Genomic DNA, 26,994 nt, shown 5'->3' with positions numbered 1-26,994 from the left:
CGATCAGTCGTCCTCCTTGATGCGAAGAATGCGCAGATCGTTGGTCTTGCCCGGGATGTCCATCGGGGACCCGGACAGCACGACAACGCGGTCGCCGACCGGCACGAAACCCTTGTCACGCAAGTAGGCGTTGACCCAGCGGTACAGCTCCTCAGCATTCTTGAATACCGGGGTGACAACGGCGTGGGCGCCCCACACCCAGGCGAGATCCTTGGTGGTGGTCTCATCAGGGGTGAAGACGATGAGCGGGGTCCGAGGACGGAGACGGGCGATGCGACGAGCGGTGTCACCGGACTTGGTGAAAGCCACGATGAACTTGGCCTCGGCGCGCTCGGCGATCTCGGCAGCAGCCTTCGACATGATGCCGCTGGTGGTGTGCGGATCCCAGTCGATCTTGGCGATCTTGTCCAGACCGTGAGCCTCGGTGGACTCCACGATCTTGGCCATGGTGCGCACGGTCTCGCCCGGGAAGTCGCCAACGCTGGTCTCAGCCGAGGTCATGACGCCGTCGGCGCCGTCCAGAATGGCGTTGGCCACGTCAGCGGCCTCGGCGCGGGTCGGGCGAGGAGCGTGAATCATCGACTCAAGCATCTGGGTGGCCACGATGACCGGCTTGGCCTGCAGACGAGCCTTCTCGATGATCTGCTTCTGGATCAGCGGGACCTCCTCGAGCGGGCACTCGACGGCCATGTCGCCACGGGCAACCATGACGGCGTCAAAGGCGTCGATGATCTCGTCAAGGTTCTCGATGGCCTGCGGCTTCTCGAGTTTGGCAATGACCGGGACGGTGCGTCCCTCCTCATCCATGATCTCGTGGACGCGGTCGATGTCGGAACCGTGACGCACGAAGGACAGGGCGACCAGATCGATTCCGGCCTTGAGGGCCCAACGCAGGTTGTCCTCGTCCTTCTCGGTCAGGGCCGGGATGGACACGGCCACACCGGGAAGGTTGATGCCCTTGTGGTCACCAACCGGGCCGGCGACGGTGCAATGGCAGTTGACGTCATTGCCAGTGACGGAATCAACCTGCAGAACGGTCTTGCCGTCGTCGATGAGGATGACGTCGCCGGGCTTGCAGTCCTTGGGCAGCCCCTTGAAAGTGGTGGAGACGCGGTCCTGGTTGCCCAGGATGTCGTCGGTGGTAATGGTGAACTTGTCACCAATCTTGAGGTCGATCTTGCCGTTCGACTCCCCTTCGGCCTTCTCGAACAGGCCGGTACGGATCTTGGGGCCCTGCAGGTCGGCCAAGGCCGCCACGTTGAGCCCGAGCTCCTCCGACACCGAGCGAACCAGGTCAAGACGCTGCTGGTGCTCGGAGTAGTCGCCGTGGCTCATGTTGAGGCGGGCAATGTTCATGCCAGCCTCCATGAGTTCCTTCATGGCGTCATGGTTGGACACAGCCGGTCCAAGGGTGTTCACAATCTTAGCTCTACGCACACCCTCACGATAGCGCCCTACATCACGGGAGACCGCCTCAGGGGTCTGTCGCCGTCGGATGTACACCAGACGTTCATCCCTGGTGCACGAATACCCATACCCCCGGGAGCGAGGGTTCAGGCCTGCCTCACCACATCCAGAGCGTGCTGAAGATCCTCGGGCAGCCCCGAGTGGAACGTCACCCACTCGCCACTTCCTGGATGTGTGAAGGACAGCTCGGCGGCATGCAACCACTGCCTGTCCAGTCCCAGTTCCTTGGCCAGCACCGGATCACATCCGTAGAGGGGATCGCCACAGCAAGGATGATTGATGGCCGCCATGTGCACTCGGATCTGATGGGTTCGACCGGTCTCCAGATGAACCCTGAGCAGGGTCGCGTGCCGGAAGGCCTCCATCGTCTCGTAATGGGTGACGGAGTGACGCCCACCATCAGTGATCGCCATCTTCCAGTCGTGCCGGCGATCGCGCCCAATGGGGGCATCGATCGTTCCCGTGAACGGATCAGGATGCCCCTGGACCAAGGCCAGATACACCTTGTTGACGGTGCGGTCTCGGAAGGCCTGCTTCAACAAGGTGTAGGCGTGCTCGCTCTTGGCCACCACCATGAGGCCGGAGGTCCCCACGTCGAGTCGCTGCACGATGCCCTGGCGCTCGGGTGCCCCGCTCGTGGAGATGGTGAACCCGGCAGCAGCCAGATGCTCGACAACACTAGGACCTTCCCAGCCCAGAGATGGATGAGCGGCCACACCGGCCGGCTTGTCGACGACGACGATGTCAGAGTCATCATGAACGATTCTCATCCCCTCGACGATCTGAGGGGTGATCGCCGGGGTGGCGACGGGATCAGACAGGTCGACGTCGAGCATTTGACCCGTGGAGACGCGCACCGAGGCCCGTGACACCTTCTGCCCGTCCAGGAAGACCAGACCTTCCTCGATGAGATCAGCAATCCGGGATCGCGACACCCCGCTCATCCGAGCGGCAGCGACGTCAACCCTCTCTCCGTCAAGACCATCGGGTATCAGCAGGACGCTCACATCTCCTCCTTCTCGTCGCGCTCCCCCTTCACAGTGTCATCGCTCCCGTGGCCTTCTTCGTCATGGTGACCGAAGATCGAGATCACGACGACGAGGATCGCGGTACAGGTGATGAAGATGTCGGCGACGTTGAAGACCGCGAAGTGCGGCACGCTAATGAAATCGACGACATGGCCACGCAACGGCCCAGGGGCACGGAAGATCCGATCAGTGAGGTTGCCACAGATACCAGCGATGAGCATTCCGCAGGCGATGAGAGACCACCGATGACGAGCCCTCGGCACCGCCCACACGCACACGACGAGGAGCATCGCCACGGCGAAAAGGCTGATGAGGACCGTCGCCGTCGATCCCATGGAGAAGGCAGCCCCCGGATTACGCAACAACCGCAGGGTGAACAACCCACCCAGCCAGCTCGGTGGATCATTGGGGTCCAGATGGGCGACGGCTTCAGCCTTGGTCCACTGGTCAAGGCCATAACCGACCACCGCGATGGCGGCCATGATGAGACGCCAGCGCTTGAGCTGCTGTGCTGGCAGCGCGGTCGGGTCCGTGGGAGACGTCACCGGCGCTCTTCGCGCTGCTTGCACGTGACGCACATGGTGGCTCGCGGGAAGGCCTGCAGCCGAGCCTTTCCAATAGCCTTGCCACACGATTCACAGGTTCCCCAGGTGCCCTCGTCGAGCAGCCGCAGAGCAAGCTGGGACTGGCTGTAGACGGCACGGGCGTTGCGGGTGACGGAGATCTCCTGGTCACGCTCGAACTGGGATGAGCCGACGTCGATGGTGTCCATGCCCGCACCGTCGTTGCCCTGCTTCATGAGATCCGCGAGGTCGTTCTCGGCCTTGGCAAGGGCGGTACCCATCCTCTGAACATCCGATTCCAGGGCTGCGATGATTTCGCGAACCTCATCAGCGGTCCAGGGCTCATCGCCGTCGCGCACTGGCAGGGAGGCCGCGATGGCCTCGACATCGTGATCTGACATGGAAGTCTCCATCGTCATGGGAGGATCGTCCTCGGCTTGGTGGTCTGTGCCGTTCATGTCATCACCTATGCGCGGTGCGCCATGAACTGTGGGCAGACAATACACCTATGCCACTCACTCGTCATCCTTGGTGTCGGCTCCGACGTTGAACTCCACATGAACGGCATCGTGCCCCCAGCCATGTGGCTGGGAGCACGATGTCTGGAGAAGTGGGCGTCGCGTCAGTTCTGCTGCTGGCCGCGGCCGATGAGGGCGTCAAGACGCGGGGTGGAGGAGCCACCGGGGGCGACTCGGTTCTCCGACTTGAGCAGCTCGGGCAGCTCGGCAGGCTCAAAGACACCCTTCTCGAGGTTGTCAGCCTGAGCGCGCAGGTGGGAGGTGAGAGCGTCGCGGTAGCCCGCCTCGAAGGAACGCAGGTGGTCAACATTGCTGGCCAAGGTGTCACGCTCAGCCTCGAGCTCGCGGAAGAGCTCGGTGCGGCGGTTCTGGGCATCAGCGTTGATCCTGTCGGCATTGCTCTTGGCGTCCGAGGTCATCTTCTCAGCGTTGACACGGGCACTGGACTCGATGCGCTCTGCACGGGTCTGGGCGTCGACGGTGAGCTCGTGAGCCTTGGTCTCAGCGGCATGGAGCTTGCGGTTGGCCTCCTCGTCGGCCTCGTTGACGACACGCTCGGCGTCGGCGAGGGCCAGCTCAACCATGCGGACGACGGCCGGAGAGGCCTCGGCGCTGGTGGTCACGACGATCTTCTGGACACCGTCCTCGGTGGTCGTCGGCTGGGCGACAGGAGCGGCCTCGTTACGAGAGGCGAGGGCCTGGGCGTCACGCAGCTGAGCGGTGAGACGCTCGTTCTCGCTGCGCAGACGGGCCACTTCGGCCGGGTCGATGTCCTGGCCCGGACGCTGGGCCGCCTGGCGCAGTTCAGCGATCTCGGACTGCAGGGATGCCTTCTCCTGCTCAAGCTGACGGGCGCGATTCTCGGCCTCCTGCTGGGCAGCCTTGGCACGATCGGCCTGTCCGGCATCGAAGACCGGACGATCATTCTGCTGGGAGCGCAGTTCCTCGATCTGAGCACGCAGGTACTCATTCTCGTTGACGAGATCCTGGTCGTGCTTCTGCTCACCCTGGTCGCCGGCCTTGAGGGCCTCGACCTGAGCCTTGAGACGCTCGTTCTCATCGGTGAGGGTCATGAACGCCGCTTCAACCTTGTCGACGAAATCATCGACCTCAATGGCGCGGTAGCCCTCTCCGGGGCGTTTGACCATCGGGAAACGAACCTTACGCACCTCTTCGAGGGTCAGCGTCATTGTGCACTCCAAGATGTCGGCAACAGTCAGGTCCCGTGAGGCGGACCGTATGGGTGGTCCGAGGTGGACACGAGATGGGAGCAAGGTTACTCCACCGCGGCCCTCGCGTCACTTGGAAGGCTCAACCTCACCTTCGGGGTATATCTGTGGCCCCTCAGAAAAAGACGGCAACGACCAGCCTCTGGAGGAGGGCCAGCAGGACGAACACGATGATGAACCCGACCGAGAAACCGACGCTGCCAAACCTCAAGGGAGGCACGAGTCGATCGAAGAATCTGATCGGAGGATCCGTGATCGTGTAGACAATCTCGAAAATCACCGCCAGGACGCCGTGCGGCTCAAAGCCGGGGACCAGCAGCGGCACCCAGGACATGATCATCCGCACGATGAGCAACATCGTGTAAATATGAATGAGCCACGCGAGGATGGTCCCGGCCAGGATCATGGATGTCGCCGTCAGGACTGGTTGAAGAACCCGCCGCTGGCGATGCGGGCCTTGTCTTCCGGGGTGACATTGACATTGCGCGGGCACAGCAGGAAGACCTTGCTCGTCACCCTCTCGATGGTTCCGCGCAGACCGAAGATGAGGCCGGCAGCGAAATCGACCAGACGCTTGGCGTCGGCGTCGTCCATCTCGGTGAGGTTCATGATGACCGGAATGCCGTCACGGAACTGCTCGCCAATCGTCCGCGCCTCGTTGTAATTGCGCGGGTGAACGGTCAGGATGCGGTTGATGTCAGCGATGCTCGGCTCGTCGAGCTCCGGGCGACGATGCTGCTGGACCGCCTTGTGCTCCCTACCACGCTGATCAGTGGAATCGCGATGATGCAACTGGGTCACCTCCGAAGATGGCTCGTACCCGTCGTCGGAGTAGACCTCCGTGGTGAGCTCCTCGTCCGGAAGATCCTCCTCGTCGTAGCGACGATCATCGACAATGCCGACGTACGAGGCGATCTTCCTGCCGATTCCTGCCATCTGGAGCTCCTTCTCGTGGGCATGTCCCCGACACGGGGATCTCACCGTTCAAGCCTGCCACGGATATTGCCACGGTTTGACGGGACACGCGAACTGCCGACACATCAACCCGCGAAGAAATCCACCCTCACTGAGGACCGGGAGCCCTCCACACCAGGCCAGCAAGACGTCCTGCACCGTGATCTCTCCGGTGGGAAAACAGGTCTTGCCCCTCGAAGGTGCAGGGGTCAAGCCCGACTGCCGCGACCCCCAGCGACTCCAACTGAGCCAGGGCACCAGCCCCCAGGTCAAGGGCAGGAGTGCCTTGTCGGGTCACCGCCCGGGTCGCCGGGTACTCGGCCCACACCTGCTGTGCCATGTCAGCGGGGACCTCGTAACAGTTCCCGCAGATGTGGGGTCCCACCCATGCCAGCAGGTCAGTGGCCCCCATGCCTCGCATGGCCTCGACGGTGGCTGGAAGTACCCCCGCCAGGAACCCCACTCGACCGGCGTGAGCCACCCCGATGACACCGGCCCTCGGGTCGGCCAGCACGACGGGCAGGCAATCAGCGACCCGGATGGCCAGTGCGACCCCGGGTAGATCCGTGACCATGGCATCGGCGACGGGAAGCTTGCCTTGCCCCGCCACCTTGTCGCCGAGATAGCGCTGCACAGTCCATCCCTCGACGTCGCCAGGCCCGACCTGCCACACATCCTTGCCGTGAACCTGGTGACAGACCATCACCGGACCCAGGCCAAGGCGTGCACGCAGGGCCTCCACATGCTCAAGAACCCGGGGATCCTCGTCAGTGCGTCCCAGGTTGAACCCGTCGAAACCATGACCGCCCAACCCTCGACCGGCAGGGTCGACACGATCGGTGAAGGCGACCCCGACGCCACGGTTGGCGCCGGGGTCGATGACGAATCTCAGCACGTCACTTCAAGAAGTCGGGAACGTCCAGATCGTCCTCGGGATCATCAAGCTGCGGACGCTCGCTGGCACGCTGAACCGGCTGGTTCAACGGCTCCGGCTGAGAAGGACGATTACCGAAGGGGCTGCCCTGAGTCTGCGGACGAATCGGGGTCGGCTGCGGGTTGGTGCTGGCCTGACGGTTCGCACCGGAGGCCGATTCGGAGGGGGCCGTTCCGGCAGCGAAGACACCTGCCGAGGAATGATTGCTCATCGCTGGACGCGAGGCAGGACGCTGACTGATGCCAGGCTGCTTGATACTGGTCGGCTGACCGTTCTCGAACCCGGCCGCGATGACCGTGACGCGCACCTCGTCACCGAGGGCATCGTCGATGATGGTGCCGAAGATGATGTTGGCCTCGTCGTGGGCAGCAGCCTCGATGAGGTTCGCGGCGCTGGCGACCTCGAACAAGCCGAGGTCGGAGCCACCGGCGATGGACAACAGCACGCCGCGAGCACCGTCGATGGACACCTCGAGCAGCGGGGACGAGATGGCCATCTCCGCAGCGGCGCGGGCACGATCCTCCCCGGAAGCCCGCCCGATGCCCATGAGGGCCGATCCCGCATTCGACATGACGGACTTGACGTCGGCGAAGTCCAGGTTGATCTGGCCAGGCGTGGTGATGAGGTCGGTAATACCAGACACGCCTTGCATCAACACCTGGTCTGCCTGCTTGAAGGCGTCCAGGATGGCGATGCGCTGGTCGGTCATGTCCAGCAACTTGTCGTTGGGGATGACGATGAGGGTGTCGACCTCGTCGCGCAGATTCGTGATCCCGGACTCGGCTTGGGAGGAACGACGGTGACCCTCGAAGGAGAACGGGCGGGTCACGACACCAATCGTCAGCGCCCCGAGGGAACGAGCGATCTTGGCGACGACGGGGGCAGCACCTGTGCCGGTCCCACCGCCCTCACCGGCGGTGACGAAGACCATGTCCGCACCCTTGAGGGACTCCTCGATCTCGTCGGCGTGATCCTCGGCAGCCTGACGTCCCTTGTCAGGGTCGGCACCTGCTCCCAGTCCTCGGGTGAGGTCCCTACCGATGTCAAGCTTGACGTCGGCATCGCTCGTGAGGAGGGCCTGGGCATCAGTGTTGACGGCAAGGAACTCGACTCCCTTGAGTCCCGCCTCGATCATGCGGTTCACGGCATTGCAGCCGCCACCGCCTACCCCCACGACCTTGATCACGGCGAGGTAGTTCTGGGATGGAATAGCCACTGGAGTTCTGCCTCACTCTTGTCTGACGGACCGGTCTAGGGAAAGGGTATGAGCACCTCAGAAGGGTGTCCAACGGTGCAGGCCACCTGGACCTCGACCCTCAACCCCGGCTTGAGACTGTTCACCGAGAGGTTGGATGCTCCGGGGAGGAGACGTCGAAACGAGTTGCCTTGACGTTGAGCATGGCAGCAGCAACCTTGCCCTTGAACTCAGACTGATCGGCCGATCCCCACACCACCGTCCGCTTGCCCGACAGCGCCACGACGATGGCGTCGCGGGATCTGGCCTCGATGTGGTCGACCTGACGTCTCAGTTCGGGAGGGAAGGAACCAGCCACAGTTGCGACGTCACGCAGCAGAGCACGATTGCTCGACGAGGTGGTGGCCCACACCACCTTCGGGGCGGGTTTGGCGGTCCGGTGGAAGACCACCCCGGTGGGATCGACCCACAGATACCCCTCAGGAGTTTTCACCTGGTAGGCGACCTTCAACTCGGTGACATCGATGACGACGGTGTGCGGCCACTTCCGATGCACCTGCGCATGGTCGACGATGCCCATCGCCGTGACACGAGCGGCAACCTCGTCAGTATTGACTCGGGCCAGGGGCTGACCCTTGGGCACCTTGGCGGCCTGCTCAACCTGGGAGACCGTCGTCAAGTGTGTTCCATGCACCTCGACGGTGTCGACGCTGAATACCGAGGAACTACGCACCACCCAGATCGCCACCAGGACGAGGACCACCACCGCAGCGACGATCCCCGCGATGATCATGTTGCGGCGTCGGCGGCGTCGGCGTCGCAACTCGATGGCGACGTTGATGTCAGACACGGCCATCAGGACGTGCCCTCCAGCAATCCCACCAGGACCGGACCCACCAAGGTGACGTCACCGGCTCCCAAGGTGATGACCAGATCGCCGGGCCGCACCTCTTCGGCAAGAGCTTCCGGAAGATCCTGCTTGTCGGGGACGTAGCGGGAATCACCACCCGCCGCAATGGTCGCCTCGTGCACCAGTTCGCCGGTGACCCCAGGAATCGGGTCCTCTCGGGCAGGGTAGATGTCGGACACGATGACGCGGTCAGCCAGGGTGAGGGCCCGACCGAATTCGTCGGCGAAGTCCCGGGTACGGGAGAACAGATGGGGCTGGAAACAGGCGATGACCCTCCCCTGCCCCGTCACCACCCGACGTGCAGCCCCGAGAGTGGCGCACAGCTCGGTCGGATGGTGGGCGTAATCGTCAAAGACTGCCACCTCACCGACGCGCCCTATCAGCTGGAAGCGCCGCAGTGTCCCCGTGAAAGCCCCGATCCCGGCCAGGAGCTCGTCATGGCCAATCCCCAGCAAGGACCCGACGCAGTAGGCGGCAGCAGCGTTGGAGAGGTTGTAGCGGCCAGGAACCTGAAGCTTGAGACGACCCCGGGTGGACCCGTGGACGAGGGTGGCTGAGGCCGTCGTGCCTTCCAGGTCGAGGTCAACGAGACGGACCTCGGCCTGCTGCGACTCACCGTAGGTGACGACCTTGACCGTCCCGGTGCATTCCAGTCGAGCTGCCAGCTCGGCTGCACCCGGGTCGTCGACGTTGGTGACGACGTAGCGCACCTCGGGACGGGTTGCCATCGAGACGAAACCGTCGAAGTAGGCCTGCGGGGTGCCCCAGTTGTCGAGATGGTCAGCTTCCACGTTGGTGACGACGACGATCTGGCTGGGGTACTGCAGGAAGGAGCCATCGGACTCGTCGGCCTCGACGACGAAGACCTCTCCTCGGCCCAGGTGAGCCGCTTTTCCGGTGGATGCCAGCGGTGAACCAATGACGTAGGACGGGTCAACTGCCGCGTGGTCGAGCATGGTGGCGACCATCCCGGTGGTTGTCGTCTTGCCGTGGGTACCAGCGATCGAGACCCCTTCACGACCCAACATGAGGGCAGCCAGAGCAGCCGAGCGGTGCCACACGCGCAGGCCGAGTCGGTTGGCCTCCGCCAATTCCGGGTTGTCGGGACGGATCGCCGAGGAGACCACGACGGTACGAGCCCCTGCCAGATGGGCCGGATCATGGCCCACCCAGGTCTGGACTCCTGCGGCTGCCAACTCACGCAGATTGGCAGAATCAACCTGGTCAGAGCCCCGGACATCGACTCCCATGTCGTGGTAGATCCGCGCCACACCGCTCATCCCGGCTCCACCGATAGCGATGAAGTGGACCGGCCCAATGGTGCTGGGGTCGAGCAGCTCGACAGGTTCCCGCAATGACATGAGATTCCTCCTCAAACAGTCGTCGGGTCGATCACTTCGAATTGGCGAGCGAGATCACCCGGGTCGCCATCTCCTCGGCGGCGTGGGCAGGCATGAGTCCTCGCCCAGCAGCCGACATTGTGGCCAGGGCGTCGGCGTCATGGATGCGCGCGGTCTCAGCAAGAAGTCGTTGAGCGTCCAGGTCCGCATTGGCGACGACGACACCAGCCCCGGCCGTAACGGCCGAGGTGGCATTGCGCGCCTGTTCTCCATTGCCGTGCGGCAACGGAACGTAGATCGTCGGCAGACCGACCGTGGCGGTCTCCACCACTGTTCCAGCTCCGGAACGAGCCACCATGAGGTCGGCAGCCGCGTAGGCACTGGCCATGTCGTCAACGTATCCGACCGGGACCCAGGCAGCTCCGGTCGCCTCGTCGACGACCTTGGTGTTGTCCTTGATGTTCTTGGGGCCCAGGACGTGGAGGATCTGCACACCATCGGCAAGGAGGGTCTCACGTGCTGCGATGACGGCGTCATTGATGGCAACCGCCCCCTGGGATCCGCCCGACACGAGCAGGGTGGGACGGTCGGCATCCAGCCCGAGGCTGCCACGAGCCCGGGCACAACGCTCAGCTCGATCTTCCTGGCTGGCGTCTGCCAGGTCAGTGATCTGCGTGCGCAGCGGCATACCGACAAAGGTGGCCTTGGGCAACGGGGTCTGCGGGAACGCCGTACCGACGAAGGCCGCGAACCGGGCGGCGATCTTGTTGGCCAGCCCGGGAACAGCGTTCTGCTCGTGGACGACGACGGGGATCTTGGCCTTCCTGGCAGCCAGATACGCCGGCAGCGAGACGTAGCCGCCGAAGCCCACGACGACGTCGGCCTGGCGCTGCTTGAGCACCGCACCTGCCTGGCGTACCGCTGAGGCCAACCGTCCAGGAACCTTGAACAGATCGGCGTTGAGGGTGCGCGGCAGCGGCACCGGAGGAATCATGTCGAGTTCGAGACCGGCCTCCGGGATGACTTTCCCCTCAAGGCCCTTGGGAGTCCCGATGCACGACACCGTGACGCCACGGTCCTGCAGAGCCTTCGCGGTGGCAATGAGCGGGGAGGTGTGGCCGGCCGTTCCTCCGCCCGCCAGGACAACGTTCACCATGGATACTCCTCGTGACAATGGAATACGGCGTCGATATCAGCCACGGTGACCTCCGTCGACCACACTGGTCACACGAGCAGGCTCGCTGCGTCGGGAAGCCTCGGCACTGCGCCGAGCGTCTGGCTCGGTACGGGCACACGCCAACATGATGCCGACCGCCAGCAGCACCGACACCAAGGCCGATCCACCGATGGAGATGAAGGGAAGCGGCACGCCGACGACCGGCAACAGGTTCAACGAGACCGCCATGTTGATGATGGCCTGGGTCGCAATCCAGGCGGTGGCCGTCGATGCGGCCGAACGACGGAAGAGGGAGTCCTGACGCATCGCGGTCCTGATTCCCGCCCACACGAGCAGGGTGAACAGCACGATGACGCCGAGGGTGCCGAGCAGACCCATCTCCTCACCGAGGACGGCGAAGACGAAGTCGTTCTGAGCACCGTCGTAGAGTCCTCCCCACTTCTGGCGGGAGGCACCGATACCGACTCCCCACCAGCCACCAGTTGCCAGGGCGTAGATCGCCGAGAGCGGCTGTTGGGAGGTCGTCGCACCATTGTCAGGATGCAGGAAGGACAACACCCGCTGAGCTCGGTAGGGAGTGATCGCGATGAGCATCAGGACTGCTACCAGGCCCAGACCGATGAGGGCACCCAAATAGCGTTTTGGCACCCCAAAGTTCCACATCTGAGCCAGCATGATGAGCCCGATGATCATCGTCGTACCAAGGTCTCCCTGGGCGACGACCAGCAACCCGATGACTCCATACAGCGCGAGATAAATGCCCACGCCCTTGAGCGTTGCCATCTCCTCGCGCCGCGACGACATGTAGCTGGCACCGATGAGGACCAGGGCGAACTTCGCGAACTCCGAGGGCTGCAAGCTGACCGGGCCAAGAACCAACCACGACTGGTTTCCCTTGCCAGCATCAGATCCCAGCGAGGTCAGCACCAGAACCAGCATGAGGCACACGACGGCATAGCTCAGCCCGCCCAGTTGACGCAGGTGCGCTTCCGAGAGCCGAGACACCACCGCTGCGGCAATCGCCCCGACGACGAGGAAGAGGATCTGGCGAATGGCGAAGTGGTAGGGCCCGTTCCCCAGAGACTGGGAGTACACCGATGACGAGGACAGCCCCATCAACGCACCGATGCCGCACAGCAGCACGGTGGTGGCGAGGATGACGTAGTAGTCCAAGAAGGGTTGAGCCAGCAAGTGACCTGAGGACCCATCGCCGCTGTCGAGCCGCAGGACATGCTGCAGCCATCGTGCGGGGGTCCGGCGTCGGGCTCTACTCACCTGCTGAGGAGTCCGGGTGTCAGCCGACTTCTCAGCCATCGGCAGCCGGCCCGTCGATCTGTCGTGCCGCGCTGGCGAAGTCGTCGCCGCGAGCAGCGTATCCAGGCCAGATGTCAAGGCTTGCGCATCCCGGGGCCAGCAGGACGGTGTCTCCCGGACGAGCCATCCTGGCGGCCTCGTGGACTGCCTTGACCATGCACTCTGGCGACATGTCATCGATGACGACGACGGGGACCTGCGGGGCATGCTCGGCCAAGGACGCGGCGATGACAGCGCGGTCGGTTCCCAGCAGGATGGCGCCACGCAGCTTCTCAGCGTGGGTGGTGACCAGCTCGTCGAAGGTGGTGCCCTTGGCCTGACCTCCGGCAATCCACACGATGTGCTCGAAGGCTCGCATCGAGGAGTTCGCGGCATGAGGGTTGGTGGCCTTGGAGTCGTCGACCCAGGTGATGCCCCCAGCCTCATGGACGGTCTCGATGCGATGACCGCCCAGGTGGAGATCACGCAATCCCTGTCCGACAGCGGTCGCGGGGACTCCGAAGGAGCGGGTCAGGGCAGCTGCTGCCAAGGCATTCTCGACATTGTGTGGGGCGAAAGGATGGACGTCCTCGAGGCGAGCCAACTCCATGGCAGAGGTCGCCCGTTGTTCGACGAAGGCACGGTCGACGATGAGATCGTCGACGACACCGATCATGGAGGGGCCCGGAATGCCGGTGGTGAAGCCGATGGCGCGAGCCCCCTCGACGACGTCAGCCTCCTCGACCATGCGCTCGGTAGCGGGATCGGCAACGTTGTAGACGCAGGAATTGGTCACCTGGTGGTAGATGCGTGCCTTGTCAGCGGCATAGGAGGAGAGGGGATCGTCGTCGTGGGCGTACCACTCCAGATGATCCTGCTGCAGGTTGAGCACGGCAGCCGAGCGCAGGGACAGGGAAGGCGACCAGTGCAGTTGGAAGCTGGACAGCTCGACGGCAAAGACGTCGTAGTCGATCTCGTCGGCCATCGCCTCCAGGATGGGGCGGCCGATGTTGCCGACAGCGCTGGCTCGCAACCCTGCGGCGTTGAGAATCGACTCGGTCATCTGGGTGGTTGTCGTCTTGCCATTGGTGCCGGTGATGCCCAGCCACGTGACGACGCGATCCGGATGCATGAGACGCCAAGCCAGTTCTGGTTCTCCCCAGACCGGGATCCCCTGAAGGAGGGCGCTGGCCACCAAGGGCTGGGTCGGACGCCACCCTGGGGACACGACAACAAGGTCGGTGTCCTCGGGAAGCTCGGCTGCCGAGCCAGGCCCCAATCGCACCTCGGCTCCCAGGACCTCGAGCAGCCCTCCCTTGTCGCGGTGGGAGTCGTCGTCAGAATCGTCGAGGACGAGAACACGTGCGTCGAGGTCGAGCAGGGCGTCGGCAGCGGCGAAGCCAGAGGTTCCCAGGCCTGCGACGACGACGCGCACTCCCGACCAGTCGAACAGCCGATCGGCCGTGCTCAGATCAACTCTTCCGGAGAACGTCACTGCCCTGCCACCCATTCTGCGTAGAAGATTCCCAGGCCAGCCGCGACGGCCAGGCCGCAAATGATCCAAAACCTGATGACCACGGTCACCTCAGCCCACCCCTTCAACTCGAAGTGGTGATGCAACGGGGCCATCTTGAAAACGCGTTTTCCGCCGGTGAGTTTGAACACGCTCACCTGAATCATCACCGAGACCGTCTCGATGACGAACAGGGCACCAATGATGACCAGCAACAGTTCAGTACGACTGACGACGGCCATACCTGCGACAGCACCACCGAGAGCCAAGGACCCGGTGTCACCGAGGAAGATCTTGGCAGGCTTCGCATTCCACCACAGGAAACCGAAACAGGCTCCCGCGATGGCAATGGCCACCACAGCGATGTCATACGGATCACGCACTGCGTAGCAATGGCTACCGGCAGTGGTCGGACGCGAACACCACTGGTTGAACTGCCAAATGGTCAACAGGGTGTAGGCGCCGAAGACCATCGTGGAGGCACCCGTTGCCAACCCGTCCAGACCATCGGTGAGATTCACCGCATTGGAGCTGCCCGCAATGAGCAGGATCACCCAGATGATGCCCAACCAGATCGGCAGGTTGAGCCAGGAGATGTCGCGCAGGAAGGAGATTGCCGGGGAGCCCGGAGTGACCCCGTGGGAATCCGGGAAGTACATCACTGCAACGGCGAAGGTGACGGCGACAAAGGCCTGGCCAAGCAGCTTTCCCTTGGGTTTGAGGCCCAATGAGCGTTGTTTGGAAATCTTCGTCCAGTCGTCGAGGAATCCGATGAGCCCCAGGCCGGCGAACAGCCAGAGAACCAGGACGGCCGAGACACTCGGGTGGGTCCACGTCACCAGATGGGCGACGGAGTAGGCCAACAGCACTGAGGCGATGATGACGGCACCGCCCATCGTCGGGGTGCCCTTCTTCGTCTTGTGGGTGGTCGGGCCGTCGTCACGAATGATCTGGCCGTATCCCCTTGCGGCGAGCCAGTGAATGAACCACCGCGTGCCGACGAGGGTGCCGATCATTGACACCACGCCGGCGAGCAGGATGTTCTTCACGCCTGAGCCTCCCTCTCCTCGAACACAGCGCGCCCCACCCGCTCCAGGGCCAGGCCCCGGGATGCCTTGAGCAGGACGACATCGTGCGAGGTCCAACTTAGCGACCCAGCAGCCTCGTCGACGGTAGTGACGATCACATGTGCGCCTTCAGCGGATGCGCCAGCGGCAATACTCTCGGCCTGGTCACCAACCGCGATGACGACGTCAAACCCGGCCTGACCAGCACGTCGACCCGATTCGACGTGGAGTCGCGCGGAATCATCGCCGAGCTCGAGCATGTCGCCGAGCACAGCGATTCCACGGGTGCTGGGGTCCGTGACCCGACGCGACCTCAGGACGTGCCCCATGGCCGTCAAGGAGGCAGCCATCGAGTCAGGGTTGGCGTTGTAACAATCCTCAACCAGGACCAGACCATCAGCCCGCTCGAGCAGTTGCATCCTCATGGCAGACCGCGACACAGCCTTGCTCAAGGCCGTCGCGATGCGACCGACGGTGTTCTCATCGACGGCTGAGTTGAGCTCCAGAGCTGCCAGCGCTGCGGCCGTGGCGGCGACAGCGTTGGCAACCTGGTGGGCTCCCATCGTCGTCAACTGAACCGGGCTGGTCCAGGTCGACTCCCCCCGACGAACCCCCAGGGTGAAGGAGTGACGGTCCAGATCATCAGACGTGATCGACTCGGCCCACACCTCGATCTCGGCATCGCGACGCCGATGATCGGGGTCAGGGCTGAACCACGCGATATGGCCGCGGGTCCGCGCAGCCATCCCAGCCACCAGATCATCGGCGGCATTGAGTACGGCCCAGCCGTCAGGGCTGAGGGCCTCGACGATTTCGCCCTTGGCCTCGGCAATGCCCTCACGGGATCCGAACTCACCCAGGTGGGCGGTCCCGACATTGAGGACCATGGCGACGTCAGGGGCAACGATGGAGGTCAGCCATGCAATGTGACCACGCCCGCGAGACCCCATCTCGGACACCAGGAATGCGGTCTTCTCATCGACGCGGCATGCCGTCAGCGGCACACCGATCTCATTGTTGAACGATCCCACCGGAGCCACCGTAGGACCACAGACCTCGAGGACCTGGGCCAGCATGTCCTTGGTACTCGTCTTGCCGCTGGACCCCGTGAGGGCAATGGTGCGCATACCGCGAGCCCGCTCAGTGTCCACGACGTGACGAGCCAACCGCGACAGTCCAGCCTGACCGTCGTCAACCACGAGGTGCGGCAACTGGGCGTCGGTGGTGCGGGTACCCAGCACAGCAGCCGCGCCAGCGTCCTGGGCATCCGTGCTGAAGTCGTGTCCGTCCGCCTTGGAACCTGGCAAGGCGACGAAGAGAGCCCCCGGAGTCACCTTGCGAGTGTCGATGACGACGTCAGGGCCCACCTGTGCACAGCCATCGACCGGTTCGGCCTCAACGATGCGAGACAGCGTGGCAATGTCGACAGTTCTCATCGCGTCAGATCCTCCTCGGCGCGCCCGGCGAGGGTGTGCCATTCAGCGCGAATGACCTCACGATCGTCGAATGGCAACACCTCGCTGCCAACGTGTTGTCCGGTTTCGTGGCCCTTGCCGAGCACGCAGATGACGTCTGCGACCTCAGCCATTCTCAACGCCTCGTTGATTGCCTCGCGACGGCGCCCACCATCAACGACGATGACGCCGTCCCTGGCCGCCTCGTGGGCTCCTTCCAGCACCGCAGCACGGATCACTGCCGGATCCTCAGTACGTGGGTTGTCGTCAGTGATGATGACGACGTCAGCCCTCTCGGCCGCAACCCGACCCATGGGACCGCGCTTGGCCGCGTCACGGTCTCCCCCAGCTCCCAGAACAGCGATGAGACGTCCCCCGTGGACCGAGGAGCGCGCCGCATCGAGAGCAGAAGCAATCGCCTGCGGAGTGTGCGCGAAATCCACCAGAACGGTCGGTGAGTCCGGCCCCAGATCGACGCGTTCCATCCGACCTGGCACTTGAGCAGAACACAGCCCCTGCACGACCTCGTCGAAGGACAGCCCTGCGGCTTCCAACATGGCCAAAGCCATGGCCGCGTTGCGGACGTTGTACTCACCGGGCAGGGACAATTCGAGGGTGCGCTGCCCCGACGGGGTCGTGACGTCGAAGATGGCCCCACGTGGCCCGGGATACCACGAGGTCACCTGGTAATCCGCAGGTTCGTGGATCGAGGTCGTCACCACCGTGACGCCACTGGCCTGCATCCTCTCGACAAGTTGACGGCCACGCGGGTCGTCAACGTTGATGACGCCGATCCTGGCCACATCCGGGGTGAAAAGTCGCGCCTTGGCCTCGAAGTACTCGTCGAGGGTCTTGTGGAAGTCAAGATGATCGCGACCGAGGTTGGTGAAGGCGGCAACGTCGAACCGGGTGCCGTTGACCCGCTGCAGGGCAAGTGCGTGGGAGGACACCTCCATGACGACGTCGGTCGCTCCCTGCTGCGCCATGGCAGCAAAGAGGCCCTGAAGATCCGGAGCCTCCGGAGTCGTCACCGTGGTACGGGCACTTGGCAACTCCGCACCATCGAGCCGGAACCCGATCGTCCCGATCGTCCCGACGTGGTGTCCGGCGGAGCGCAGACCCGCCTCCACCAAGAAGGCTGTCGTCGTCTTGCCGTTGGTGCCGGTGATCCCGAACATCGTCATGTCGTCAGCGGGATGGCCGAAGATCGTGGCCGCCGCAACTGCCATGGCAGCACGGGGATGCGGGACGACGATGATCGGCACACCAGCATCCGCCGCGAGCGTCGCACCCTCGGCGTCAGTGAGAACTGCCACCGCGCCGGCCTCGACGGCTGAGGCAGCGAATCGGGCCCCGTGGGCATGGAGACCGCGCAGACCGACGTACAGGTCGCCGGGACGTACCTGGCGAGAATCCAAGGTGATCCCACTGATGGCAGGACCGTTCTCGTCGGCCGAACACCCGTCGAGGGCCGCCACCACGTCAACCCAGGCGATGGGATTGACCTGCGTGGGCCGCAATGCGGCGTCCGCAGATGACATGGGGGTGGTAGTAGGTTCAGGGCTCACGGCTCGTACTCCAAAGGTTCCTTGCGCGCTTTGTCGGTGGACGGTCGCACACCGTAGCGCGGCAGGGCGACGGACATGAGTTGCCGCGCCGCAGGCTGGGCCACCTCCGTACCTGTGTGTCCGTGGGTGGGCTGGTTGATGACGACGTAGGTGAGAATACGCGGCTTCTCGATGGGAGCGACGGCCATGAATGAGGAGATGTAACCGCGATAGCAGTGGCATTCCGGGTCGACCCGCTGAGCGGTACCCGTTTTTCCACCCATCCGGTAATCCGCGATGGGGCGGCCCTTGGCCGTCGAAACGACGTTCTCCATCATGTCGCGGACCTGCTCGGAGGCCTGCTGCGAGATCACTCGGCGGGTCGTCGTCCCGGGAACTTCAACAGGTTCGCCGTGACCGTCAACAGCAGACTTGATGATCGTCGGGGAGTGATAGACGCCACCATTGACAATGCCAGCCACTGCGGCGGCCTCCTGGATCGCGGTCACCGACAGCCCCTGGCCGAATGCCACCTGGTCCCGGGTGTAATCAGGCATGTCCGGCTTGGGAATCTGTCCTTGAGCCTCGCCGGGCAGACCGATTCCGGTCGGCACCCCCAGACCGAAACTCTTGAGGTAGGAGACCATCGTCGGCTTGTCGAGCTTTCGGGCGAACAGGGCCGTTCCGATGTTCGAGGAGTGCACGAGAACCCCGCGAGCGGTCAGGTGCTCGGTGCCGTGAGGCTCGGCATCGGTGATCTTGCCGCCGCCAGAAGTCAGGGCCGGAGGTACGACGATGCGCGTGTCAGGGGTGATGATTCCCTGGTCGGTGAGGGCGGCCATCGTCAGGACCTTCTGAACGGATCCCGGCTCGTAGGCGTCCTGGATGGCCCGGTTGCGGGTCTGGTCCTCCTTGACCTTTCCAGGCTTGTTCGCGTCGAAGGTGGGCATCGACGCCATGGCGAGCACCTCACTATTGGTGACGTCCATGATGATGATCTCGCCACTCTTGGCCTTGGCGTTCTTGATGGCCGTCTCCAGTGCCTGCTGGGCCATGAGTTGCAACTGGGCGTCAAGGGTCAGGGTGTAACTGGTGCCGTTGACAGCAGGAACGAGGGTGTTGGACCCCAGCGGGATGCGTCCCCACGTCGACGCCTCGTAGGACTCCTTGCCGGGCACACCTGCCAAGGCCTTGTCATGGGTGTACTCGAAACCGCCAGCTCCCTTACCCTCGGCATTGACGAACCCGACGACATTGGACGCCACGTCTCCGGAAGGATAGGTACGGATCGGATCATTGGACTTGAAGACGCCGTACCACTCCCCCTTCTTCATGTCCTCCTTGATGAGGTCGAAGGTATAGCTGTCGACATGGCGACGCACCACGGAGTAGCGGCTGAGATTGCCCTTGGAATCGGTGGCCGTGACGGCCTTGCGGTAATCCTCGGGACGGCCACCAAGGTGCTTGGCCAGGATCTTGGCGACCGCCTTCGGGGCGGCAGCAGCTTTCTCCCGCTGGGCGCGGCTCATGGTGACGCGCTCGTCAACACCATTGCGCGAGATCATCCGGGGGTCGACGAATACCAGCACTGCCGGCTGGGTCCGAGCCATGACGGTGCCGTTACGATCAGTGAGCTGTCCGCGGTCGGGCTGCAGGCTGTAGGTGTATTTCATCCGCGCCGCCGCCGAGGCCGCATACGCAGGAGCCTCAATGGCCTGCAACTGCAGAGCACGGCCAGCCAGACCCACCGCGAACACGAGAAATGCCGCCATGATGATCGTCAGACGGCCGCGCTGGGAAGCCATCTTTGGGGCCGCCTTGGCGTCTGACGCCCGACGACCCGGCGTAGAACCGGGTCGTGATGATGCCGATCCACGCCCGGACGCCGGAGGTCGGGCGGAACCGGGACGTCGAGTCGGGCCGCTGGAGCGCCGGGAATCACTCACGGCTTGTCCACCTTTGGCTTGGCCGTCTCACCAATGACTCCCAGCGCCTCCTTGCCATTGACCTTTGTCTGAGTTCCCATGACCTTGCCAGTGCGCAGGTCGATGTAGGAACCGTAGGGATTGGGCCTCATACCCAGCTTCTTGGCCTCTTCCTGCAAGTTCTGGGGCCCTCGCAGGTGGTCCACGTCAGCAGCCAGCACGGCCTGCTGATGCTGCAGGACGTTGAGATTGCGAGTCTCCTGGGCGATCTGCATGGACTGTGCCTGGATCGTGGTGTTGAGCACCAGGAGCCCAGCCAATCCGATGCCCAGCATGACGACGATGAGGATGGCGAAGCCGAGTCTGCCCATTCGGTGCTGTGGAATCCTGCGCGGAAGGGGTCGCAGCGTGGGACGCAACAGGGGCGTCGGCGCTGCGACAGCCGTGGCCGGCTGGGGACGCGGTGCTGGTTCGGCGCTCATCGGCTCTCCTTGGTCGTGTTCTGGGGGCTGATGGATCCAGGACGGACCCGTTCAATGACCCGCAACCGTGCTGACGCGGATCGTGGATTGGTCGACACCTCGTCGGCGTCAGGGCGTTCCGCCCCCCGAGTGATGGGACGGAACTTGGCTGCCATGGACTCGGGAACCATCGGCAACCCTGCTGGCGCGCTGTCAGCGCAGGCCTCACGGAACACGTCCTTGACGGGACGGTCCTCCAGGGAGTGGTAGGCGAGAACCGCCATCCGACCCCCGACGGCCAGCCGGTCGAGTGAGCGTGGAAGTACCGCCGGAAGGGTCTCCATCTCACGGTTGACCGCAATCCGCAGTGCCTGGAAGGTGCGCTTGGCGGGATGACCTGAGCGCTTGTGTCGGACGGCGACAGGAATCGCCTCCGTGATGATGTCGACGAGGCGTCCAGAGGTTTCAATGGGTTGACGATCTCGCTCGGCCACGATGGCGCGCACGATACGATCGGCGAACTTTTCCTCACCGTAGTCGCGCAGGATCCGGACCAACTCTGCCGATGTGGACTCGTTGATCACCTCGGCGGCAGTGCGTCCACCGGATTGGTCCATGCGCATGTCCAGCGGGGAATCGACGGAGTATGAGAACCCACGATCCACCTCGTCGATCTGTAGGGAGGACACCCCCAGATCCAGGAGAACCGAATCCACGCACTCGACCCCGAGGCCATCGAGGACTTCGGGGATCTCGTCGTGGACGGCGTGGACGAGATGGACGCGAGACCCGAACGGTTCAAGCCGCGCGCCCGCCATTGCCAGGGCTTGCTGATCCCGGTCGATACCGACGAGCTGCACGTGAGGGAACCGATTCAGCACAGCTTCGGCGTGGCCCCCCATGCCAAGGGTGCCGTCGATGTGAACGGGATGGTCCCCCGTGAGAGCCGGGGCGAGAAGGTCGAGAATACGGGATCGCATGACGGGGATGTGAACGGCATCGCTACCGATGGCATCGGTCGCCATGAGCATCCCCCTCCCCGGCACGGTGTGCCAGCAACGTCCTCGACCGGTGTCGACGACCCGTGATTCGGGGTTCCGTTCCGGCTGGACCACCTGGCACAGGGGAAGTTGTGTCAGGGTGCCCGGTCGGAGCGGAGCCGCGGATCACGTGATCACTGTTCGGCGAAGACCTCCTCGTTCATCTCGGCGAAGGCCTCCTCCTGGGCTTCGGAGTACTTCTCCCACTCGGCGGCGTCCCAGACTTCGACACGGGTGATCGCACCCACTACGACGATCTCCTTGTCGAGACCGGCGTAGCGCCTCAGCATTGGCGGAATCATGACCCGCCCTTGCTTGTCAGGAGCGGTGTCGCTGGCTCCGGCTGCCAGCATGCGCTGGTAGTCACGAACCTTCTTGACGCTCACCGAACCCTTGGCGATCTCCCGGGTCATCTCCACGAAGGTTTCGGTCGGGTAGACCGCCAGACACCTGTCCTGGCCTCTGGTGATGACCAACCCGTCGTCCAACTCGTCGCGGAACTTCGCCGGCAGGAAGAAGCGGCCCTTTTCGTCGAGCTTTGGAGTGTGCGTACCCAGAAACACCAGGCACCTCCTAGCTCCCCGATCGAGGCAATCTCCTCCACTTGCCTCCAACATACTCCACATCGCTCCACCATGCCACCATTGTGTCCCCGCAATCTCCCCTTTCCTCCCCCCACCGCGCCATCACGCGGCAGACTCGAGGGACAGGACCGTCAATATGGCTCTGAGAAGGCCTTTCACCCCTGTTTTAGCCGTCGCGGCGGAGCGAGGAACCTCACCGTCAGCAGATCCCGATAGCATGGGTTCGGTCACTGCCGCGCACGCCAGGAGGATTCCGTTGAGCCACGAAAAAGCACAGTCGGTCGCCCCGGCCCATGCCCAACCCTTCGACGACGCCGTTGGCACAGCAGCGACGATTGACGACGTGGTGGCCGTGACGAATGCCATCCGCTCGGCTGTGGCCGGAGTCATCGAAGGCAAGGTCGGACGTATCGACACCGCCCTCGTGGTCCTCCTCGCTCAAGGTCATCTCCTCGTGGAGGACGTTCCCGGCGTCGGTAAGACGATGCTCGCCCGTGCGCTCGGCCGCGCCATCGACTGCACCGTGCACCGCATCCAGTTCACCCCTGATCTGCTGCCTTCCGACATCACCGGAGTCAGCGTCTACGACAAGGAGAAGAAGCAGTTCGTCTTCAAACCTGGCGGAATCTTCGCCAACATCGTCGTCGGCGACGAGATCAATCGGGCCTCCCCCAAGACCCAGTCCGCCCTCCTCGAAGCGATGGCCGAACGTCAGGTCTCAGCGGATGGTCAGACTCACGTCCTTGACGCCCCCTTCATGGTGATGGCCACCCAGAACCCCATTGAGATGGAGGGGACCTACCGCCTACCGGAGGCCCAGCGAGACCGCTTCATGGCCCGCATCACCATGGGCTACCCGACCAGGTCCGCCGAGCTCGCCATGCTCGAACACCACGGTGCGGCCTCTCCTCTCGACCAGACCACCCCGGTCACCGACGCCGCAACGGTTCGCAGCCTCATCTCGGCTGTCCTGGGAGTCCACGTGGCACGTGACATCCACGAGTACGTCCTGGACATCGTCGCAGCGACCCGCAGTCACGAATCCATTCGGCTGGGGGCATCCCCACGCGCCGCCCTCCACCTGGTTCGGGCCTGTCGAGCTCGCGCCGCCATGAGTGGCCGCGCCTACGTCATTCCTGACGACGTCCAGGCCCTCGCTGCCCCGATCCTGGCTCACCGTCTGGTGTTCACAGGGCGCAGCGGGGTGGCCAGCCACGACACTGCCCGGGCAGCCGAGTCGGTCATCGACTCGATTCTGCGTCAGGTGCGGGTACCCGAGCGGACCGATCAGGACCGATGACTTCCTCCTCGACGTCCACCTCTCCTCGCCGCTGGGGGGTTCTCACCCCGCGAGGACGTGCCGTCGGGATCGTCGGCATCGTCCTGGCGGTCACCGGCTTGAGCATTGATCAGCGTGATCTGGCCCGAATGGGCATCCTGCTCATCCTGTTGCCCTTGGTCGCCGTTGCTGTCGTGGCGTGGTTGCGTCCCCAGGTGCGCACTGAGCGAAGTCTGGCCCCCGTGCGGATGCCGTTGGGCTCTGAGGCTCTCGAGACCGCCACCGTGGAGCGTCGTGGAGGATTGCCGCTGGGCGCAGCACAATTCAGTGACACCGTGCCCCCTGCCCTGGGCCAGTCCGGGTGGGGGTCATCGACCATCCAGACGCCGATCGTGCCCACCACTCGTGGTCGATTCACGATCGGGCCCGTCATGATGCGTACCGTCGACCCTTTCGGCATGGCCTGTCGCCACACCGACCTCGCACAAACAGCAGAAGTCGTCGTGACGCCGAGGATCGCCGACCTCAGCACTTCCAGCGAACTCGCCAGCCAGGGATTCGACACCAGATCCTCTGCCGTCAATGCCGGAAGCAGCGGCGCCGATGACGCCATGGTGCGAGATTGGCGCTCCGGGGATTCCATTCGCCGTGTCCACTGGCGTTCCACGGCACACCGCGGCGACCTCATGGTTCGTCGGGAGGAACAAGCCTGGAACCCGTCCGTGGTGGTGGTGCTGGACTCTCGCGCCCAACGCCATGCCGGTACTGGCCCCGATGCCTCCTTCGAGTGGGCCGTCAACTCGGTGGCGTCAATAGCCACTCGACTCAGGGCAGACGGATACGTCACGCATGTGTGCGATTCGGCCGGCCCGCTCATGGGTGATCTTCTCGAGGCTCTCGTCGACCAACCACTGCGCCCGGACAGCACGTTACGTGTGGCGGTCGAATCCTGTCAGGGAATAGACGGCCCAGCCATCGCCATCCTCGGCCGGCTGGAGTCGGCTGATATCGACGATCTTGTGGACCTGAGGCGAGACCGGGTTGCCGGACTCGCCCTCGTCCTCGACACCGACACCTTCGTTGCCCGACGATTTCGCGGAACCCTTGAGCAGGCCGAGGAACACGAACGAGCGGTGAACGCTCTGTCAGATTCCGGGTGGACAGTCGTTCACGTCGACGCTCGCACTACTGTCACGGCAGCGTGGCAACAACTGCTCCGTGGCAACAGGACGGCGGTCTCATGAACAACCCACGTCGCGCTGCCCAGCCTGAGTCCCGGCTCGCAGAGTTCCTCGGACCGATCGAGCCGCCACCCGAGTACTCCCACGGCCTGATGATCCATCTTGCCGTTGCCCTCGCCATGATCCTGGCGACCTTCTCCCTGGCGGATCTCACCGCTGATCCCTGGTACTGGATTGGCCCGACGGCCATCATCATCGCGCTGGAAGCCGTTGCACTGCTGTGCCGGCGTCATCATTGGGACCACGCCGAGGTACAGGGCGTCCAAGCCATCCTCGTCGTCATCGTCTCCGTCGTGATGGGTGGAATCTGCGCATCAGCGGCCGGATTGCCAGGCAAGTTCCCATTGACCTTCCTGCATCTGTACCGAGACACCATCACCCTCATCCAGACGACCTACGGCCCGCTGCCCACGTCAATTGGCATCACCTGGTTGGCGACGACAGTCATCGGTGTCCTCACTGTGCTGATCGATCTACTCACGATCACCTTGGAGAGCCCTGGATGGTCCCTTGCACCTCTGCTGGCCACACATCTCGCCGCTGTCCTGGCCATCGCCAATGATGCTCCGTGGTGGAGTTTCACCCTGGTCGCAGCCGGCTGGCTCCTCATCCTCGCCGTCGATCACGCGCTGCGCGGGGGCGCCCGGCTCACCAGAGTGTTGGCAGCCATCATCGGCGCCATCACCATCTCTCTCGCCACGGTTCTGGCGGTCATCATCCCGGTGTGGGGACACGTCGACCTGGCCCGCCCCTCAGAAGGCCGTTCGGGCCCGGTGCGCATGAGTGATCCCACCATCGATCTGCGCCGCAACCTGCACAACACCTCGACGGCCGCGGTGATCGACTACACCACCAATGGTTCTGAGGGTGAATACCTGCGCATGACCTCCCTGCCCACGATGACGGCCCGAGGGTGGGGACTCATGGCGGTCGATTTGCAGCGCTCGGCCCCTGGGCAGGTCCCGGGGTTGACGAGTCATTCGCAGACCCGCAACGTCGACGTCACCATCCACGGTTTCTCGTCGCAGTACTTGCCTGCCCCATACGGACCGATCAACGCGGACGTGGACCAGACCTGGGCCTGGGACCCCGACAGTCTGACAATCGTCTCGACATCCGCCGATCACGACCACGCCACTGACACCATGCAGTACAGCGTCTCCGCTGAGGAGCCGGACCCTGATCCGTCAGCCTTCAGCAAGGTGAAGGCCGGCATTCCTGCCAGCACGGTCTACAACGAAGTCCCCGATGGCATGCCGGCCGACATCGCGGAGTTGACTCACGGGATCGTCAAGGGCAAGAGCGCCCCGGTGGCCAAGGCCATCGCCATCCAGGACTGGTTGCGCGACGGCTCCCGGTTCCACTACGACATCGATGCCCCCGAAGGCGACGGCTTCCAAATACTCCAGAACTTCCTGCTGCGAACCCACCGAGGGTATTGCATTCACTTCGCCGCCTCGATGGCGCTCATGGCCCGTATCGAGGGGATCCCCTCACGGGTGTCCGTCGGATTCCTGCCCGGAGATCACGATGGTGACAGCTGGAAGGTGCGAGCCAACCAGATGCACGCCTGGCCGGAACTGTACTTCCAGGACTACGGATGGGTGAGGTTCGAGCCGACCGCTGCAGTGGCTCCCGCGCCGACGTGGACCGGCAAGCCCGCCCCCACCCCATCTCCCACTCCGATCCCGTCGGCCAGCCCCACTCCCTCGGCTGAGTCGTCCGCCATTCCCTCGGCGACGGAATCCAGCACTCCGACTGCGTCAAGCAGCCCGGTTCCCGTCAGCACCCCCGGTCACACCACCATGAATTGGCCGGTCCTGGTCATGGTGCTCGTCGTCGTGCTCCTGCTCGTTGCGCCGATGCTCATCCGCATCCTGGTATCCCGGCACCGAGTCTCGAACGGGTCAACAGCCCGCGCCTGGCAAGAGCTGCGCGCACTATGGATCGATCATGGACTGCCCTGGCCCGAGGGAACACCTCGTCACCAGGCCACCGCCTTGACCCACGACATGGATGAGTACACCGCACAGGCCGTGCAACGACTGGCCCTGGCCGAGGAAAAGGACCGCTGGTCAGGCAAGGACGGCCGCTACGAGTCGATGGCTTTCGACCTCGCAACCGTCAAGGATTGGCTGTCCAAGACGCGCACTCCGAAACCACACTGGTTGGCTGTCTGGATGCCGGCATCCCTCTTCCGGCGCTGACACCTATCGCGGCCCACGGCGGGCCTCATCGCGACTGACGACGGGCCTCATCGCGACTGACGACGGGC

Annotated in this window: 24 protein-coding genes; 3 read left to right on the top strand and 21 right to left on the bottom strand. The window is 64.0% G+C overall.

All coding sequences use genetic code 11. The features are described from left to right. Positions 1-3 precede the first annotated feature (3 nt). From pyk to mraZ, 21 genes are all read right to left on the bottom strand, one after another. Positions 4-1,419: a pyruvate kinase gene (pyk, locus tag O6R08_RS03550; RefSeq protein ID WP_271418766.1), complete on the bottom strand. Its 1,416-nt coding sequence runs from the start codon at positions 1,417-1,419 to the stop codon at positions 4-6. Between the two features lie 134 nt (positions 1,420-1,553). Then, positions 1,554-2,474: an RluA family pseudouridine synthase gene (locus tag O6R08_RS03545; RefSeq protein ID WP_271418765.1), complete on the bottom strand. Its 921-nt coding sequence runs from the start codon at positions 2,472-2,474 to the stop codon at positions 1,554-1,556. Next, positions 2,471-2,977: a signal peptidase II gene (locus tag O6R08_RS03540; protein ID WP_271419214.1), complete on the bottom strand. Its 507-nt coding sequence runs from the start codon at positions 2,975-2,977 to the stop codon at positions 2,471-2,473. The genes O6R08_RS03545 and O6R08_RS03540 overlap by 4 nt, the downstream gene beginning before the upstream one ends. Before the next feature lie 59 nt (positions 2,978-3,036). Continuing rightward, complete coding sequence (locus O6R08_RS03535; RefSeq protein WP_271418764.1) at positions 3,037-3,516, bottom strand: TraR/DksA family transcriptional regulator; 480 nt, start codon at positions 3,514-3,516, stop codon at positions 3,037-3,039. 164 nt (positions 3,517-3,680) lie between these two features. Further along, the gene (locus tag O6R08_RS03530) at positions 3,681-4,766 is read right to left on the bottom strand and encodes a DivIVA domain-containing protein (protein WP_271418763.1); all 1,086 of its coding nucleotides are present in this window, start codon (positions 4,764-4,766) and stop codon (positions 3,681-3,683) included. A 154-nt stretch (positions 4,767-4,920) separates the two neighbouring features. After that, positions 4,921-5,211, bottom strand: coding sequence for a YggT family protein (locus O6R08_RS03525; RefSeq protein WP_271418762.1), 291 nt, complete (start codon positions 5,209-5,211; stop codon positions 4,921-4,923). Positions 5,212-5,222: 11 nt separating this feature from the next. Continuing rightward, positions 5,223-5,741 carry a cell division protein SepF gene (locus tag O6R08_RS03520; protein ID WP_271418761.1) on the bottom strand — a complete coding sequence of 173 codons (519 nt, stop codon included), beginning with the start codon at positions 5,739-5,741 and terminating at the stop codon, positions 5,223-5,225. Between the two features lie 127 nt (positions 5,742-5,868). After that, positions 5,869-6,654, bottom strand: coding sequence for a polyphenol oxidase family protein (locus O6R08_RS03515; RefSeq protein ID WP_333907906.1), 786 nt, complete (start codon positions 6,652-6,654; stop codon positions 5,869-5,871). Between the two features lies 1 nt (position 6,655). Next, a complete protein-coding gene (ftsZ, locus tag O6R08_RS03510; RefSeq protein WP_271418760.1) occupies positions 6,656-7,909 on the bottom strand; it encodes a cell division protein FtsZ in 1,254 nt (417 codons plus the stop codon). Between the two features lie 121 nt (positions 7,910-8,030). Then, positions 8,031-8,744, bottom strand: coding sequence for a cell division protein FtsQ/DivIB (locus O6R08_RS03505; protein ID WP_271418759.1), 714 nt, complete (start codon positions 8,742-8,744; stop codon positions 8,031-8,033). After that, on the bottom strand, positions 8,744-10,159 hold the full coding sequence (murC, locus tag O6R08_RS03500; protein ID WP_271418758.1) for a UDP-N-acetylmuramate--L-alanine ligase: 1,416 nt from the start codon (positions 10,157-10,159) through the stop codon (positions 8,744-8,746). The genes O6R08_RS03505 and murC overlap by 1 nt, the downstream gene beginning before the upstream one ends. Positions 10,160-10,190: 31 nt before the next feature. Next, on the bottom strand, positions 10,191-11,294 hold the full coding sequence (gene murG / locus O6R08_RS03495; RefSeq protein ID WP_271418757.1) for an undecaprenyldiphospho-muramoylpentapeptide beta-N-acetylglucosaminyltransferase: 1,104 nt from the start codon (positions 11,292-11,294) through the stop codon (positions 10,191-10,193). A gap of 36 nt (positions 11,295-11,330) precedes the next feature. Continuing rightward, a complete protein-coding gene (gene ftsW / locus O6R08_RS03490) occupies positions 11,331-12,506 on the bottom strand; it encodes a putative lipid II flippase FtsW (protein WP_271419212.1) in 1,176 nt (391 codons plus the stop codon). 115 nt (positions 12,507-12,621) lie between these two features. Continuing rightward, positions 12,622-14,118 carry a UDP-N-acetylmuramoyl-L-alanine--D-glutamate ligase gene (murD, locus tag O6R08_RS03485; RefSeq protein WP_271418756.1) on the bottom strand — a complete coding sequence of 499 codons (1,497 nt, stop codon included), beginning with the start codon at positions 14,116-14,118 and terminating at the stop codon, positions 12,622-12,624. After that, a complete protein-coding gene (gene mraY / locus O6R08_RS03480; protein ID WP_271418755.1) occupies positions 14,100-15,170 on the bottom strand; it encodes a phospho-N-acetylmuramoyl-pentapeptide-transferase in 1,071 nt (356 codons plus the stop codon). The genes murD and mraY overlap by 19 nt, the downstream gene beginning before the upstream one ends. Beyond that, entirely contained in the window at positions 15,167-16,624 is a 1,458-nt protein-coding gene (locus O6R08_RS03475) for a UDP-N-acetylmuramoyl-tripeptide--D-alanyl-D-alanine ligase (RefSeq protein WP_271418754.1), read from the bottom strand. Before O6R08_RS03475 ends, mraY begins: the two co-directional genes overlap by 4 nt. After that, on the bottom strand, positions 16,621-18,210 hold the full coding sequence (locus O6R08_RS03470; RefSeq protein ID WP_456298781.1) for a UDP-N-acetylmuramoyl-L-alanyl-D-glutamate--2,6-diaminopimelate ligase: 1,590 nt from the start codon (positions 18,208-18,210) through the stop codon (positions 16,621-16,623). Before O6R08_RS03470 ends, O6R08_RS03475 begins: the two co-directional genes overlap by 4 nt. Continuing rightward, positions 18,207-19,994: a peptidoglycan D,D-transpeptidase FtsI family protein gene (locus O6R08_RS03465; RefSeq protein WP_271418753.1), complete on the bottom strand. Its 1,788-nt coding sequence runs from the start codon at positions 19,992-19,994 to the stop codon at positions 18,207-18,209. The genes O6R08_RS03470 and O6R08_RS03465 overlap by 4 nt, the downstream gene beginning before the upstream one ends. A gap of 137 nt (positions 19,995-20,131) precedes the next feature. Beyond that, positions 20,132-20,485, bottom strand: a complete 354-nt coding sequence (locus O6R08_RS03460) for a cell division protein FtsL (protein ID WP_271419210.1) — start codon at positions 20,483-20,485, stop codon at positions 20,132-20,134. Between the two features lie 107 nt (positions 20,486-20,592). Continuing rightward, a complete protein-coding gene (rsmH, locus tag O6R08_RS03455; protein ID WP_271418752.1) occupies positions 20,593-21,606 on the bottom strand; it encodes a 16S rRNA (cytosine(1402)-N(4))-methyltransferase RsmH in 1,014 nt (337 codons plus the stop codon). Positions 21,607-21,749: 143 nt separating this feature from the next. Further along, positions 21,750-22,178 (bottom strand): division/cell wall cluster transcriptional repressor MraZ, encoded by a 429-nt coding sequence (gene mraZ / locus O6R08_RS03450; RefSeq protein ID WP_271418751.1) that lies wholly within the window; start codon positions 22,176-22,178, stop codon positions 21,750-21,752. A 277-nt stretch (positions 22,179-22,455) separates the two neighbouring features. Here mraZ and O6R08_RS03445 point away from each other — a divergent pair, with 277 nt between their 5' ends. Genes O6R08_RS03445 through O6R08_RS03435 form a run of 3 tightly spaced genes read left to right on the top strand, consistent with a single transcriptional unit; the run spans position 22,456 to position 26,926 of the window. Beyond that, positions 22,456-23,499, top strand: coding sequence for an AAA family ATPase (locus O6R08_RS03445; RefSeq protein WP_408640128.1), 1,044 nt, complete (start codon positions 22,456-22,458; stop codon positions 23,497-23,499). Then, positions 23,496-24,722, top strand: coding sequence for a DUF58 domain-containing protein (locus O6R08_RS03440; RefSeq protein WP_271418750.1), 1,227 nt, complete (start codon positions 23,496-23,498; stop codon positions 24,720-24,722). Before O6R08_RS03445 ends, O6R08_RS03440 begins: the two co-directional genes overlap by 4 nt. Continuing rightward, a complete protein-coding gene (locus O6R08_RS03435) occupies positions 24,719-26,926 on the top strand; it encodes a transglutaminase family protein (protein WP_271418749.1) in 2,208 nt (735 codons plus the stop codon). The genes O6R08_RS03440 and O6R08_RS03435 overlap by 4 nt, the downstream gene beginning before the upstream one ends. Positions 26,927-26,994: the final 68 nt, after the last annotated feature.

It is taken from the genome of Cutibacterium equinum (assembly GCF_028021195.1).
Classification (GTDB): domain Bacteria; phylum Actinomycetota; class Actinomycetes; order Propionibacteriales; family Propionibacteriaceae; genus Cutibacterium; species Cutibacterium equinum.
The sequence above is the reverse complement of the archived record's forward strand: the minus strand, read 5'-3'. Positions and strand labels throughout refer to the sequence as shown.

Excerpts from the sequence above, each read along its gene's own strand:
- O6R08_RS03540 (WP_271419214.1), bottom strand. The coding sequence starts at position 2,977 with ATGGCCGCCATCGCGGTGGTCGGTTATGGCCTTGACCAGTGGACCAAG.
- O6R08_RS03535 (WP_271418764.1), bottom strand. The coding sequence starts at position 3,516 with ATGAACGGCACAGACCACCAAGCCGAGGACGATCCTCCCATGACGATG.
- O6R08_RS03530 (WP_271418763.1), bottom strand. The coding sequence starts at position 4,766 with ATGACGCTGACCCTCGAAGAGGTGCGTAAGGTTCGTTTCCCGATGGTC.
- O6R08_RS03525 (WP_271418762.1), bottom strand. The coding sequence starts at position 5,211 with ATGATCCTGGCCGGGACCATCCTCGCGTGGCTCATTCATATTTACACG.
- O6R08_RS03520 (WP_271418761.1), bottom strand. The coding sequence starts at position 5,741 with ATGGCAGGAATCGGCAGGAAGATCGCCTCGTACGTCGGCATTGTCGAT.
- O6R08_RS03505 (WP_271418759.1), bottom strand. The coding sequence starts at position 8,744 with ATGGCCGTGTCTGACATCAACGTCGCCATCGAGTTGCGACGCCGACGC.
- murC (WP_271418758.1), bottom strand. The coding sequence starts at position 10,159 with ATGTCATTGCGGGAACCTGTCGAGCTGCTCGACCCCAGCACCATTGGG.
- murG (WP_271418757.1), bottom strand. The coding sequence starts at position 11,294 with ATGGTGAACGTTGTCCTGGCGGGCGGAGGAACGGCCGGCCACACCTCC.
- murD (WP_271418756.1), bottom strand. The coding sequence starts at position 14,118 with ATGGGTGGCAGGGCAGTGACGTTCTCCGGAAGAGTTGATCTGAGCACG.
- O6R08_RS03475 (WP_271418754.1), bottom strand. The coding sequence starts at position 16,624 with ATGAGAACTGTCGACATTGCCACGCTGTCTCGCATCGTTGAGGCCGAA.
- O6R08_RS03465 (WP_271418753.1), bottom strand. The coding sequence starts at position 19,994 with ATGGCTTCCCAGCGCGGCCGTCTGACGATCATCATGGCGGCATTTCTC.
- O6R08_RS03460 (WP_271419210.1), bottom strand. The coding sequence starts at position 20,485 with ATGGGCAGACTCGGCTTCGCCATCCTCATCGTCGTCATGCTGGGCATC.
- rsmH (WP_271418752.1), bottom strand. The coding sequence starts at position 21,606 with ATGCTCATGGCGACCGATGCCATCGGTAGCGATGCCGTTCACATCCCC.
- O6R08_RS03440 (WP_271418750.1), top strand. The coding sequence starts at position 23,496 with ATGACTTCCTCCTCGACGTCCACCTCTCCTCGCCGCTGGGGGGTTCTC.
- O6R08_RS03435 (WP_271418749.1), top strand. The coding sequence starts at position 24,719 with ATGAACAACCCACGTCGCGCTGCCCAGCCTGAGTCCCGGCTCGCAGAG.